This window comes from Streptomyces panaciradicis (genome assembly GCF_023516615.1).
Classification (GTDB): Bacteria; Actinomycetota; Actinomycetes; order Streptomycetales; family Streptomycetaceae; genus Streptomyces; species Streptomyces panaciradicis.
The window spans coordinates 74944-87857 of the sequence record NZ_JAMGBF010000060.1; the positions used below are offsets into that span (position 1 = coordinate 74944).

Consider the following 12914-nt stretch of genomic DNA (forward strand, 5'->3'; position numbering starts at 1 on the left):
TGATCAAAGGGGGCGGCCGGGTGAACGTCCTCAGAGTGCTCTACCTGAGCTTTTCGGCGAATTTTGCCGCCACCTCTAGACGGCGCCAGCAACAAGCCTCTATAAACATCCCATCTCTGGAGGCGACACGCAGCGGTCGCATCTCCGAAACAACCACCTGCTACCGGACCAGTGCGAGGAAGTACGCATGAGACTCAGAACCGGCCTCTGTTCCGCCGTCTCCGCCCTCTCCGCAGTGGCGCTGCTCAGCGCCTGCAGTGGCGGCTCCGGCACCGCCTCGTCGAGCGGCGCCCCGCTGGTCGGCGTCGATTACCCGCGCTCCGACACCGACTTCTGGAACTCGTACATCAAGTACACGCCTCAGTACGCCAAGCAGCTCGGCCTGTCCCTGAAGACCACGAACTCGCAGAACGACGTCGCCAAACTGACCGCCAACGCGCAGACGTTCATCAGCCAGGGCGTCAAGGGCATCGCCATGGCCCCGCAGGACACCGCCGCCATCGCGCCGACGCTGGCGCAGCTGGAGGCGAAGAAGATACCGGTCGTCACCGTCGACACCCGTCCCGACAGCGGCAAGGTGTTCATGGTGGTGCGCGCGGACAACCGCGCCTACGGCGAGAAGGCCTGTCAGTTCCTCGGCGCGAAGCTGAACGGCAAGGGCAAGGTCGTCATGCTCGAGGGCGGCCTCGACTCCATCAACGGCCGTGACCGCACCGAGGCGTTCAACGACTGCATGAAGAAGAACTTCCCCGGCATCAAGGTGTTCGGCGAGGCCACGAACTGGGACGGCGCGACCGCGGCGCAGAAGCTGCAGACGGACCTGACCGCCAACCCGGACATCAAGGGCGTCTACATGCAGTCCAGCTTCGCCCTGTCCGGCACGCTCCAGGTGCTCAAGCAGAAGGGCCTGCTGGTGGGCCCCAAGGACAAGAAGCACGTCTTCATCGTGTCCAACGACGGGATCCCCGAGGAGCTCAAGGACATCGCCGCGGGCAAGATCGACGCCACCGTCTCCCAGCCCGCCGACCTGTACGCCAAGTACGCCCTGTACTACCTGAAGGCAGCGATCGACGGGAAGACGTTCAAGCCGGGCAAGACCGACCACGACAGCACGATCATCAAGGTCCGTGACGGTCTGCTGGAAGACCAGCTCTCCGCACCCCTGGTCACCGGCGACGGCGGCACCTACGGCGGCGTGGCCAGTGTCAAGAGCGACGACACCTCGCTGTGGGGCAACAACCTCGGCTGACCTGCTCTCCCAGGAACCCAACGGCTATCCAGCACAAGGCGGTTGAGATGAGCGACGGGGAGCGTACTGTCACCCCCGCGCCCGCCCCGGCGGACGACGGGCGGGCCCTCGCAGCCCCGCCGGTCGTCGAGGCGACGGGCATAGTCAAACGATTCGGTCCGACGGTGGCCCTGAACGGCGCCCGGATCACCATCAGGCCCGGTGAGACCCACGCGCTCGTCGGCCGCAACGGGGCCGGAAAATCGACCCTGGTATCCGTCCTGACGGGCCTGCACGCCCCTGACGAGGGAACGGTCACCTTCGGCGGCGGTCCCGCACCACGACTCAGCGACCGCGACGCCTGGCGACAGCGCGTGGCCTGTGTCTACCAGAAGTCGACGATCATCCCCACGCTGACCGTCGCGGAGAACCTCTTCCTGAACCGGCACCACCACGGCCGGGGCCGGCTGATCAGCTGGACCGGCGTACGCCGCCGGGCCCAGGAGCTGCTGTCGACCTGGTCGGTGGAGGTCGACCCGCAGTCCCCGGCCGGCGAGCTGAGCGTCGAGCAGCGGCAGTTCGTCGAGATCGCCCGGGCACTGTCCTTCGGGGCCCGGTTCATCATCCTCGACGAGCCCACCGCACAGCTCGACGCGGCGGCGATCAACCGGCTGTTCGACCGTATCCGCGACCTGCAACGCCAGGGCGTGACCTTCCTGTTCATCAGCCACCATCTGCAGGAGGTCTACGAGATCTGCGACATGGTGACGGTGTTCCGCGACGCGGCGCACATCGTGACCGCCCCGGTCGCCGACCTCCCCCGCGCCGAGCTGGTCGCGGCGATGACCGGCGAGGCGGCGACCGACCGGCGGCAGGAGCGCGTCGGCAGCCTGGACCACAGCACCGCACCCGCGCTGGCCGTGCACGCCCTCGGCAGCGACGACCTCTACACCGACGTCACCTTCCAGGTGGGCGCCGGGGAGATCGTCGGCCTCGCGGGGGCAGCCGCCAGCGGACGGACGGAGGTCGCCGAGACCGTCGTAGGACTGCGGGCGGCGGCGACCGGGGACCTGGAGATCGCCGGGCACCGGCCGCGGCCGGGCAGCGTGCCCGCCGCGCTCGCCGCCGGGGCGGGGTTCGTCCCGCAGGACCGGCACCACCAGGGCTTCGTGCCCGACATGTCGATCGCCGACAACGCCACCTTGTCCGTGCCCAAGCGGCTGGGCAGGAACGGCTTCCTCAGCCGCGACCGCCGGGACCAGCTGGCGGGGCGCATGATCGAGAACCTGGCCATCAAGACACCGGGACCCGAACTGCCCGTGTCCGCCCTGTCCGGTGGCAACCAGCAGAAGGTCGTCATGGCGCGCGCTTTGGCCGACGACCCCCGGCTGCTGGTGCTGATCAACCCGACCGCGGGCGTGGACGTGCGCTCCAAGGAGTTCCTCCTCGGCAAGGTCGAGGAGACCGCTGCGTCCGGCACCGGGGTGCTCATCGCCTCCGACGAACTCGACGACCTGCGCATGTGCGACCGGGTCCTGGTGATGTTCCAGGGCCGAGTGACGACCGAGACAGCCCGCGGCTGGCATGACCACGATCTCGTGGCCGCGATGGAAGGAGTGGACCTCGATGCCTGAAACCGTCCTCGCCGAGGGCGCCGCCCAGACCGTGGAGCCCATGCAGAAGCGGACCGGGCTGTTCGGCGGCCGGATCCCACTGGCCCGGCTGCGCGACCTGGCGCTCGTCCCGGCGATCGTCGTCATCGCGATCGTCGGCCAGATCGTCAATCCGGTCTTCCTGCAAGCCGACAACCTCATCAACGTCCTCCAGACCATGTCCGAGATGGCCCTGCTGGTCCTCGCCCAGACGATGATCCTGATCGTCAAGAAGATGGATCTCTCCCTGGAGTCCACGATGGGCCTGGCGCCGGGCGTCGCGGCCTGGCTGGTCGTCCCGGCCGGCGCCGGACACGGACTCGGGCTGCTCCCCGGCGCCTGGGCGATCCCCATCACCCTCGCCGTGGGCGCCCTGGTGGGCGTGATCAACTCGCTGCTGATCATCCGCTTCGGCCTCAACGGCTTCATCGTCACGCTCGGCATGCTGATCGTGCTGCGGGGCATCCTCACCGGCATCTCCGGCGGGCAGACCTTCTTCCAGCTGCCGCAGTCGATGCTCTACACCGGCACCGCCGAATGGTTCGGCATGCCCGCCTCCATCTGGATCTGCCTGGCCCTGTTCGCCGTCGCGATCGTGGTGCTCGGCTGGACCAGCTTCGGCCGCTCGCTGTACGCCATCGGCGGCAACGTCGACGCCGCGAAGGCGGCCGGCATCCGCACCGACCGGGTGCTGTGGATCGTCATCGTCACCGGCAGCGTGCTCGCCGCCCTCGCCGGGCTGATGCTCTCCGGACGTCTCGCCTCGGTCGCCTCCGCACAGGGCAACGGCTACATCTTCACCGTCTTCGCCGCCGCCGTCATCGGAGGCATCAGCCTCAACGGTGGCAAGGGCACGATGTTCGGCGCGTTCTGCGGCATCCTGCTGCTCTTCATGATCCAGAACGTGCTGACGCTGGCCGGTGTGCCCGCCCAGTGGATCGGCGCCCTGAACGGCCTGATCATCCTCGTCGCCCTCGCCATCTCCCGCATCACCGGCGGCAAGGTCCAGGAATGACCCGGGCGGCCCGCCGGCCGCCCGATCTCCGCCGCGTTCACGTCTCGCCGCAAAGAGGGGAACCGATCCCCCCTCCTTGCTCCTCACAGGAGTTGCCGCCATGTCCTCCCCCGTGCCCGCATCCGCCCGCATCACCGCCCTGGACGTCCTGGACGTGCGGTTCCCGACCTCCGAACACCTCGACGGCTCGGACGCCATGAACCCCGAGCCCGACTACTCGGCCGCCTACGTGGTTCTGCGCACCGATGCGGGCGACGGACTGGAGGGCCACGCCCTCGCCTTCACCACCGGACGTGGCAACGACGCCCAGGCCGCCGCCATCGCCACCCTCGCCCCGTACGTGGTTGGCCTGTCGGTGGAGGAAGTCTGCTCCGACCTCGGCGCCTTCTCCCGCTCCCTCGTCCACGACCCCCAACTGCGCTGGCTGGGACCCGAGAAGGGCGCCATCCACATGGCGACCGGCGCCGTCGTCAACGCCGCCTGGGACCTGGCCGCCAAGCGCGCCGGAAAGCCCGTGTGGCGCTTCCTCGGCGAGATGTCGCCGCAGGAGCTGGTCGCACAGGTGGACTTCCGCTGGCTGTCCGACGCGCTGACCCCCGAGGACGCGCTGGAGATCCTGCGCCGCGCCGAGCCGGGCCGCGAGGAGCGCATCGCCCACCTGCTGCAGGTGGGCTACCCCGCCTACACCACCACCCCGGGCTGGCTGGGCTACTCCGACGAGAAGCTCGCCCGCCTGGCCCGTGAAGCCGTCGCGGACGGCTTCACCCAGATCAAGCTGAAGGTCGGCGCCGACCTTGAGGACGACATACGGCGCCTGCGCGTGGCACGCGAGACCGTCGGCCCGGACATCCGCATCGCCGTCGACGCCAACCAGCGATGGGACATCCAGCCCGCCATCGACTGGATGCGGGCCCTGGCCCCCTACGACCCGTACTGGATCGAGGAGCCCACCTCTCCCGACGACATCCTCGGCCACGCCGCCGTCCGCCGGGCCGTCAGCCCCATCAAGGTGGCCACCGGCGAGCACATCGCCAACCGGGTCGTCTTCAAGCAGCTCCTCCAGGCGGGCGCCGTGGACATCGTGCAGATCGACTCCGCCCGCGTCGGGGGCGTCAACGAGAACATCGCCATCCTGCTGCTCGCCGCCAAGTTCGGCGTCCCGGTCTGCCCGCACGCCGGCGGAGTCGGCCTGTGCGAGATGGTCCAGCACCTGTCCATGTTCGACTACGTCGCCGTCTCCGGCACCACCGAGGACCGCGTCATCGAGTACGTCGACCACCTGCACGAGCACTTCGTCGACCCCGTCCGCATCGCCGACGGCCACTACCTCGCCCCCACCGTGCCCGGACTGAGCGCGCAGATGCTGCCGGACTCGCTCAAGGAGTACGCGTACCCGGACGGCCCCGTCTGGACGGCCCGTGCCTGACGCCCAGATCCTCGTCGACGCCCATCACCACGTGTGGGACCTGGACATCCGGCCGCAGTCCTGGCTCGACGAGCCCGGACACGAGCCGATCCGCCGTACCTTCGGCATCGGCGACCTGCGCACGGCCGCGGCCGCGACTGTGGCGAAGCGGCGGCTGGAGTGCTCGGTGCTCGTCCAGTGCGTGACGTCGGTCGACGAGACGCGCGAGTTCCTCGCCCTCGCCGGCAGTGACCCGCTCATAGGCGCGGTCGTCGGCTGGGTGGATCTCACGTCCCCGGCGATCGGTGACGTACTCGACGACCTGCGTGCCGGACCCGGCGGCAGCCACCTGCGGGCCATACGTCACCTCGTCCAGGGGGAGGCCGATGCCGCCTGGCTGCAACAGCCGTCGGTGGAGCGGGGACTTCGGGCGGTCGGCGAACGGGGCCTCGGGTACGACCTGCTCATCAGCAGCCACCAGTTCCCCCAGGCCATCCGCCTGGCCGAACGCCTTCCCGACCTTCCCCTGGTCCTCGACCACGCCGGAAAACCGCCCATCGCCCGGCAGGACCTGGACGACTGGGAGCGGGGCGTGCGGCAGCTGGCCGCACATCCCCAGGTGCGGTGCAAGGTGTCGGGTCTGGCCACCGAGGCCGACCACGAGCAGTGGACCGTCGACGACATCCGGCCGGTGTGGGAGGTCCTGCTGGCGGCCTTCGGCCCCGACCGGCTGATGTTCGGCTCGGACTGGCCGGTCTGCGTCCTGGCCGGCGGCTGGAACCGCTGGGCCGCCACCGTCGAGGAACTCCTGGCCGGCTGCTCCGCCGCCGAGACCGAGGCGGTCCTGGCCGGCACCGCCACCACGTTCTACCGCCTCGACCCCGGTCGAAGGAAAGAGAGGACTCCGTGCTGCTGACCGAACTGCTGCACCCGGGCATCCTCCAAGCCCTGGCGGGCGCCGGGCATGGAGCCCGGGTCCTGCTCGCCGACGGCCACTACCCGGCGTGTACGGCAACCGGCCCGCGCGCCAGGACCGTCCATCTCAACCTCGCACCGGGTCTGCTGGACGTCACCACCGTGCTCGACGTCCTGCTGCGGGCCCTGCCCGTCGAGTCGGCGCACGTGATGGTGCCGCCCGAGGAGGAGCCGGAGCCGCCGGCCATCGGCGAGTACCGCTCGATGCTGACGTCCGTCCCCGTCGAGACACTGGGCCGCTTCGAGTTCTACGACGCCGCCCGCTCACCCGACCTGGCCCTGGCGATCGTCACCGCCGACACCCGCACCTACGCCAACCTGCTGCTCACCATCGGCGTCCGCGCTGAAGGGACCCTGAGAACACGATGACACTCGCAGTCCGCTACCTCTCCGCCCGCACCCTGGACACCGCGCCCGCCGAGAGCCCGTCCCCCGGCCCCGGCGAGGTGGAGATCGCCCCCGCCTACGTAGGTATCTGCGGCACCGACCTGCACATCTTCCACGGAGACATGGACGCCCGGGTCGCCGTGCCCGCCGTCCTCGGGCACGAGATGTCCGGCCGTGTCGTGCGGGTGGGTGCCGGCGTGGAGGGCTGGGCAGCCGGTGACGCGGTCACCGTGATGCCGCTGCGCTGGGACGACACCTGCCCGGCCTGCCTCGCCGGGCATCAACACATCTGCCAGCACCTCGACTTCATCGGGATCGACTCCCCGGGCGCGATGCAGCAACGCTGGACCGTGCCCGCCTCGACACTGGTCCGGCTGCCCGGCTCCCTTGCCCTGGACCACGCGGCCCTCGTGGAGCCCACCGCGGTTGCGGTGCACGACGTCGGTCGGGCACAGATCCGCGACGGTGAGAAGGCCGTCGTGGTCGGCGGCGGCCCCGTCGGAATCCTCATCGCGCTGGTCGCCCGGGCAGCCGGGGCCGACGTCCGGGTGGTCGAACTCAGCCCTCACCGGCGGCGTCTCGCCGAGGAGTTGGGGCTGGCCGCGTGGGATCCGGGTGCCGAGGACCTGGCCGAGCTGGTCCGGCAGTGGGCCGGCGAGGCCGGCGCGGACGTCGCCTTCGAGGTGTCCGGCGCGCAAGGCGGAGTGGACACCGCCGTCGAGGTGCTCGGCGTGCGCGGCCGGCTCTGCCTGGTCGCCATCCACCCCCGCCCCCGCGAGATCAACCTGCACCGCTTCTTCTGGCGCGAACTCACCCTCGTCGGGGCCCGGTTGTACGACCGCTCCGACTTCGAGAAGGCGGTCACCCTGGTGGCCGACGGCACCATCCCGGCCGAGCGGTTGATCAGCAAGGTGGTGCCGCTCACCGAGGCACCCGCGGCGTTCGAGGCCCTGGAGGGCGGCGGTGACGTGATGAAGATCCTCGTGGACTGCACCGGCGAGGCCCAGGAGGCAGCCGAATGAACGCCTTCGACCTCACCGGGAAGCTCGCCGTCGTCACCGGAGCCCGGCGCGGGATCGGCCGGGCCATGGCCCGCGCGCTCGCCGGAGCCGGCGCGGACGTCATCGGGGTGAGCGCCAACCTGGAGGAGACCGGCAGCGCGGTCGAGAAGGACGTCCGCGCCGCGGGCCGCACCTTCGAGGCGATCCGCACCGACTTCGCCGACCCCCAAGCCGTCCGGGCGCTGGGCGCGGATCTCGCGGGCCGGGAGCGTCCGGTGGACATCCTGGTCAACAACGCGGGCACGATCCGTCGCGCCCCGGCCGCCGAACACACTGACGACGACTGGGAGTTGGTCCTCCAGGTCAACCTGAGTGCGCAGTTCGTGCTCACCCGGGCGGTCGGCGCGACGATGGTGGCCCGCGGCCAGGGGAAAGTCATCTTCACGGCCTCCCTGCTCAGCTTCCAGGGCGGCATCACCGTCCCCGGCTACACCGCCGCCAAGCACGGCATCGCCGGGCTCACCAAGGCCCTGGCCAACGAATGGGCCCCGCACGGCGTCAACGTCAACGCCATCGCGCCGGGCTACATCGCCACCGACAACACCCAGGCCCTCCAGGACGACCCGGCCCGCAGCAAGGCGATCCTGGACCGCATCCCAGCGGCGCGGTGGGGCAACGCCGACGACCTCGCGGGCGCCACGGTCTTCCTGGCCTCCGACGCCGCCGCGTACATTCACGGCGCCGTGCTGCCCGTCGACGGCGGATGGCTCGGCCGATGACCACCGACTTGACCACCGTCCTGGCCGGAGCCCGCCTCCTGCCGGTACTGACCGTGCCGTCCGCCGCGACCGCCGGCCCACTGGCCGACTCGCTCGCGGCGGGCGGCGCCCGGTGCGCCGAGGTCACCTTCCGTACCCCGGACGCCGAGCGGGTGCTCAAAACGATGGCGGCCCACGGCGGCCTGGCTGTCGGTGCGGGCACCGTGCTCACGCCCGAGCAGGCGGAACGTGCGGTGGCAGCCGGAGCCCGCTTCGTCGTTTCTCCGGGCTATGACGAGGAAGTCATCGCCAAGTGCCGGGAGCTGAGGGTGCCCGTGGTGCCCGGCATCGCCACCGCCACCGAGCTGATGCGGGCCCTGAAGGCGGGACTCGACATCGTCAAGCTCTTCCCTGCCGAGCCGCTCGGCGGCCTGCGTGCGCTCCGCGCGCTCGCAGCGCCCTTCCCGGCAGTGCGCTTCGTGCCCACCGGCGGGATCGACGCCACCCGCCTGACCGCCTACCTGGCCGATCGGGCGGTCCTCGCGGTGGGCGGCAGCTGGATGGCCACCGCCGCCCATCTGGAGCGGGGGGACTACCACGAGATCCGCCGACTGACGGCCGACGCCGTGGACAGGAGCACGACGTGATCGACGTGGTGGCCCTCGGCGAGGTGATGCTGCGCTTCGACCCGGGCGAGGGACGCATCCGCACCGCCCGCACGTTCCAGGTGTGGGAAGGCGGCGGCGAGTACAACGTCGTCCGCGGGCTGCGGCGCTGCTTCGGGTGGCGGACGGCCGTCGTGACCGCTCTTGCTGACAACGCGGTGGGCCGACTCGTCGAGGACCTGATCCTCCAGGGCGGTGTCGACACGTCGCTGATCCGCTGGACACCGGACGACGGCATCGGCCGCACCGCCCGCAACGGCCTCAACTTCGTCGAACGCGGCTACGGCATCCGCGGCGCGCTGGGTGTCAGCGACCGCGCCCACACCGCCGTCTCGCAACTGCGCAAGGGTGACGTCGACTGGGACGCGGTGTTCTCGGCCGGGGTGCGCTGGTTCCACACCGGCGGCATCTTCGCGGGCCTGTCCGACACCACCGTCGACGTCGCCGACGAGGCGATGGCGGCCGCCCGCCGCCACGGTGTCACCGTCTCCTACGACCCCAATTTCCGCCCCAGCCTGTGGGCCGGCCGGGGCGGCGCCGATGCCGCCCGCGAGACCGACCTGCGGCTCGCACGGCACGCCGACGTCATCGTGGGCGCTCTGGGCCTGGCCGGGACGTACCCGGGGCAGACACGCATCGGGGACGGCGAAGTGGCCGACACCCTGGCCGAGTTGGCCGGCCTGCTGCCCGATGCGAAAGTACTGGCGACGACCCTGCGCGGCGTACCGTCGGCCGGCGTCAACGACTGGTCCTCGGCCGCCTGGTCCGCCGAAACCGGCCTCATCACCGGCCCCCGGATGCCCGGCCTGCAGGTCCTGGACCGCATCGGCTCCGGCGACGCCTTCGCCGCCGGCCTGATCCACGGACTGCTGGACGACGCCGGCCTGGAGCGCGCCCTGGCCTACGGCACCGCCCACGGCGCGCTCGCCATGACGACGCCCGGAGACGTCTCCATGGCCTCGCTCGCCGAGGTCGAAGCACTCATCACCGGCGGGTCGGCCCACGTCAGACGCTGACCGACGCCGGCAACGCCCGTATCCCAGGAGCACGACTTGCACCAGCTGCACCAGCGGAAGATCCGGAACACGTCCGTCGCACTCACCGGACTCGGCTTCGGGGCCTCAGTGATCGGCAACCTCTACCGCGTCACCCCGGTCGACGAGTCGGCCGCCGCGATCGACGCGGCCTGGGACGCGGGTATCCGCTACTTCGACACCGCACCGCACTACGGCCTCGGCCTTTCCGAGCGTCGTCTGGGCGCCGCGCTGAGGGGCCGCCCGCGTGCCGAGTACGTCGTCTCGTCCAAGGTGGGACGTCTCCTCGTCCCCAACGAGCACCCACGCGGCGTCGATACCGAGGGGTTCGTCGTACGCGACGACCTGCGCCGGCAGTGGGACTTCAGCCGTGACGGCGTACTCCGCTCCATCGACGAGACGCTGCAGCGCACCGGCCTGGATCGCCTCGACATCGTCTACCTCCACGACCCCGACGACCACTGGCAACAGGCCGCCGACGAGGCCATGCCCGCCCTCGCCGACCTGCGCGACCAGGGTGTGATCAGGGCGATCGGCGCGGGCATGAACCAGTCCGCCATGCTCGCCCGCTTCCTGCGCGAGACCGCCGCCGACGTGGTGATGCTCGCCGGGCGCTACACACTCCTCGACCAGTCGGCGCTGGACGACCTCCTGCCCGCCGCCCGCGACCTCGGCAAGAGCGTCGTCGCCGTCGGCGTCTTCAACTCCGGCCTGCTCTCCCACGACCGGCCCGCCGAGGGCATGAAGTACGACTACCAGGACGCCCCGACCGACCTCGTCACCCGCGCCCGCGCCATCGCCGACGTCTGCGCTGCGCACGGGACCAGCCTGCCCGCGGCTGCGATCGCCTTCCCGTACACCCATCCCAGTATCATCAACGTCACCCTCGGCATGCGGACTGCGCAACAGGTCGGACGAAACGTGGCACTCCATGATCAGCACGTCCCGGACGGCCTCTGGGACGATCTGCGCACGCAGGGGCTGATCAGGTCGGACGTGCTCGCGGGGCACGGTGGAGGGAGGGATGAGCGGTGTCTCTGACGGACAAGGCCATCGAGCAGATCCGTGAGCTGATCCGTACGGGTGCCCTTCCTCCGGGCTCGAAGCTCCCACCGGAGCCGGACCTGGCCGCGCAGCTGGGCCTGTCCCGTAACCTCGCCCGCGAGGCGGTCAAGGCACTGGCCGTCGCGCGGGTCCTGGAGGTCCGCCGGGGGGACGGCACATATGTGACCAGCCTCCAGCCGAGCCTGCTTCTGGAAGGTCTCGGCGGTGCGGTGGAGCTCCTGCAGGGCGACTCGGTCGCCCTGCGGGACCTCATGGAGGTACGCCGGCTCCTCGAACCCATGGCCACGGCCCTTGCCGCCACGCGGATCTCGGATGAGCAACTGGCCGAGGTGAAGCAGCACCTGGACGCCATGCGCGAGGCCCGCGACAACGTCGAACGGCTCAACGCCCACGACGCCGCCTTCCACCGCGCCGTGGTGTCCGCCACGGGCAACGAGACCCTCCTCACCCTCCTGGAAGGGATCTCCGGCCGCACCCTGCGCGCCCGTATCTGGCGCGGCCTGGTCGACGACAAGGCCGCGGGCCGCACCCTCGCCGAGCACGAGGCCATCTTCAACGCGCTGTCCACCCGTGACGCCACTCTCAGCCAGGCTGCGGCACTGCTGCACGTGAGCAACACCGAGCAGTGGCTGAGGGAGCATCTGCGCTCGGGTGAACCGCTGTCCTTCGGGACGACAGCGGGGAAGTGACGGGCGGATGCCGATGTTCTTCCGGGACCGGAGCTCGGAGGGCTGAGATACGTGGAAGGTGCCGGTCCCCGTCAGTGGGCCGGTTCGAAGCGGTCGGTGTCCGGGCGTCCCGCGCTCAGATGGGTGGTGAGGAAGTGGGCGGCGCGTTCGAGTGCGGCGTCTGCCTCGTCGAGGCGGCCGTAGTGGTGCTGGAAGACGTGGGGGAGGCCGGGCCCGATGTCGAGTGTGACCTCGACGTCGTCGGCGCCCGCGCGGCCGGCCAGCCGGACTGCGTCGTCGAGCAGTATCTCGTTCGCACCGACCTGCACGAGTAGCGGGGGCAGTCCGGTGAGGTCGGCGAACACCGGGCTGGCCAGGGGGTGTGCGCGGTCGCCTGCGCGGACGTAGAGATCGGCGTAGGTGCGCAGGTCGGCCTCTACGAAAATGGGGTCCGCGCCCTCCTTGGAACGGATGCTTTCTCCAGCGAGGGTGAGGTCGACCCAGGGGGAGAAGACGGCCACGGCGGCCGGCTGCGGCAGCCCGGCCTCCCGGGCCGCGAGCAGCGTGGCGATGCTCAGGCCACCCCCGGCGGAGTCACCGGCCACGACGAGGTCACGTGGGTCGGTGCCGGTCGCCAGCAGCTCGCGGTAGGCCGCGAGCCCGTCGTCGACGGCCGCGGGGAAAGGGTCCTCGGGAGCCAGCCGGTAATCCACCGACACTGTCCGCAGCCCGGCGCGGCGGGCCAGTTCACCGACCAGGCCTGCGTGGGTGTCCGGTGAGCCGATGACGTAGCCGCCACCGTGCAGGTAGAGCAGGCGCCCCTGGCCGGAGACCACGGCCGGCTCCAGCTCGAGGGCCGGCCGGCCGCCCAGGACGGTCCTGCGCGTGGCGACGCCCTCCGGCGCGGGGCGGGTGATGGCTGTGGCGAAACCGGTGCGCTGCTCCTCGGGAGTGGGCGGCGTCTCGCTGCGAGGGGCGGAACGGAGCATGGCGTCCAGGGCGTCGCGCTGCTCTCGGGACATGCGGGCCTCCATGAGTCGGGTGCGAGGATGGATTCCTGG

At 70.9% G+C, this 12914-nt stretch carries 13 protein-coding genes; 12 read left to right on the plus strand and 1 reads right to left on the minus strand.

Annotated features, from left to right (window positions below):
• Positions 1-187 precede the first annotated feature (187 nt).
• From M8J74_RS21190 to M8J74_RS21245, 12 genes are all read left to right on the plus strand, one after another.
• On the plus strand, positions 188-1249 hold the full coding sequence (locus M8J74_RS21190) for a sugar ABC transporter substrate-binding protein (RefSeq protein ID WP_249837941.1): 1062 nt from the start codon (positions 188-190) through the stop codon (positions 1247-1249).
• A 47-nt stretch (positions 1250-1296) separates the two neighbouring features.
• Complete coding sequence (locus tag M8J74_RS21195) at positions 1297-2862, plus strand: sugar ABC transporter ATP-binding protein (RefSeq protein WP_249837942.1); 1566 nt, start codon at positions 1297-1299, stop codon at positions 2860-2862.
• Positions 2855-3895, plus strand: a complete 1041-nt coding sequence (locus tag M8J74_RS21200; RefSeq protein WP_249837943.1) for an ABC transporter permease — start codon at positions 2855-2857, stop codon at positions 3893-3895. Before M8J74_RS21195 ends, M8J74_RS21200 begins: the two co-directional genes overlap by 8 nt.
• A 100-nt stretch (positions 3896-3995) precedes the next feature.
• A complete protein-coding gene (locus M8J74_RS21205) occupies positions 3996-5321 on the plus strand; it encodes an L-fuconate dehydratase (RefSeq protein WP_249837944.1) in 1326 nt (441 codons plus the stop codon).
• Entirely contained in the window at positions 5314-6216 is a 903-nt protein-coding gene (locus M8J74_RS21210; protein ID WP_249837945.1) for an amidohydrolase family protein, read from the plus strand. Before M8J74_RS21205 ends, M8J74_RS21210 begins: the two co-directional genes overlap by 8 nt.
• The gene (locus tag M8J74_RS21215; RefSeq protein WP_249837946.1) at positions 6207-6644 is read left to right on the plus strand and encodes an RbsD/FucU domain-containing protein; all 438 of its coding nucleotides are present in this window, start codon (positions 6207-6209) and stop codon (positions 6642-6644) included. Before M8J74_RS21210 ends, M8J74_RS21215 begins: the two co-directional genes overlap by 10 nt.
• Entirely contained in the window at positions 6641-7684 is a 1044-nt protein-coding gene (locus tag M8J74_RS21220) for a zinc-dependent alcohol dehydrogenase (protein WP_249837947.1), read from the plus strand. The genes M8J74_RS21215 and M8J74_RS21220 overlap by 4 nt, the downstream gene beginning before the upstream one ends.
• The gene (locus M8J74_RS21225; protein WP_249837948.1) at positions 7681-8442 is read left to right on the plus strand and encodes an SDR family oxidoreductase; all 762 of its coding nucleotides are present in this window, start codon (positions 7681-7683) and stop codon (positions 8440-8442) included. The genes M8J74_RS21220 and M8J74_RS21225 overlap by 4 nt, the downstream gene beginning before the upstream one ends.
• Entirely contained in the window at positions 8439-9068 is a 630-nt protein-coding gene (locus tag M8J74_RS21230; protein ID WP_249837949.1) for a bifunctional 4-hydroxy-2-oxoglutarate aldolase/2-dehydro-3-deoxy-phosphogluconate aldolase, read from the plus strand. Before M8J74_RS21225 ends, M8J74_RS21230 begins: the two co-directional genes overlap by 4 nt.
• A complete protein-coding gene (locus M8J74_RS21235; protein ID WP_249837950.1) occupies positions 9065-10102 on the plus strand; it encodes a sugar kinase in 1038 nt (345 codons plus the stop codon). Before M8J74_RS21230 ends, M8J74_RS21235 begins: the two co-directional genes overlap by 4 nt.
• A gap of 45 nt (positions 10103-10147) precedes the next feature.
• Positions 10148-11161, plus strand: coding sequence for an aldo/keto reductase (locus M8J74_RS21240; protein WP_249837965.1), 1014 nt, complete (start codon positions 10148-10150; stop codon positions 11159-11161).
• Positions 11152-11874, plus strand: coding sequence for a FadR/GntR family transcriptional regulator (locus M8J74_RS21245; RefSeq protein WP_058920677.1), 723 nt, complete (start codon positions 11152-11154; stop codon positions 11872-11874). The genes M8J74_RS21240 and M8J74_RS21245 overlap by 10 nt, the downstream gene beginning before the upstream one ends.
• Before the next feature lie 71 nt (positions 11875-11945).
• Here M8J74_RS21245 and M8J74_RS21250 read toward each other — a convergent pair whose 3' ends face one another.
• Positions 11946-12875: an alpha/beta hydrolase gene (locus tag M8J74_RS21250; RefSeq protein WP_249837951.1), complete on the minus strand. Its 930-nt coding sequence runs from the start codon at positions 12873-12875 to the stop codon at positions 11946-11948.
• Between the last annotated feature and the right edge of the window lie 39 nt (positions 12876-12914).

Excerpts from the sequence above, each read along its gene's own strand:
- M8J74_RS21220 (WP_249837947.1), top strand. The coding sequence starts at position 6,641 with ATGACACTCGCAGTCCGCTACCTCTCCGCCCGCACCCTGGACACCGCG.
- M8J74_RS21205 (WP_249837944.1), top strand. The coding sequence starts at position 3,996 with ATGTCCTCCCCCGTGCCCGCATCCGCCCGCATCACCGCCCTGGACGTC.
- M8J74_RS21250 (WP_249837951.1), bottom strand. The coding sequence starts at position 12,875 with ATGTCCCGAGAGCAGCGCGACGCCCTGGACGCCATGCTCCGTTCCGCC.
- M8J74_RS21195 (WP_249837942.1), top strand. The coding sequence starts at position 1,297 with ATGAGCGACGGGGAGCGTACTGTCACCCCCGCGCCCGCCCCGGCGGAC.
- M8J74_RS21225 (WP_249837948.1), top strand. The coding sequence starts at position 7,681 with ATGAACGCCTTCGACCTCACCGGGAAGCTCGCCGTCGTCACCGGAGCC.
- M8J74_RS21190 (WP_249837941.1), top strand. The coding sequence starts at position 188 with ATGAGACTCAGAACCGGCCTCTGTTCCGCCGTCTCCGCCCTCTCCGCA.
- M8J74_RS21230 (WP_249837949.1), top strand. The coding sequence starts at position 8,439 with ATGACCACCGACTTGACCACCGTCCTGGCCGGAGCCCGCCTCCTGCCG.
- M8J74_RS21200 (WP_249837943.1), top strand. The coding sequence starts at position 2,855 with ATGCCTGAAACCGTCCTCGCCGAGGGCGCCGCCCAGACCGTGGAGCCC.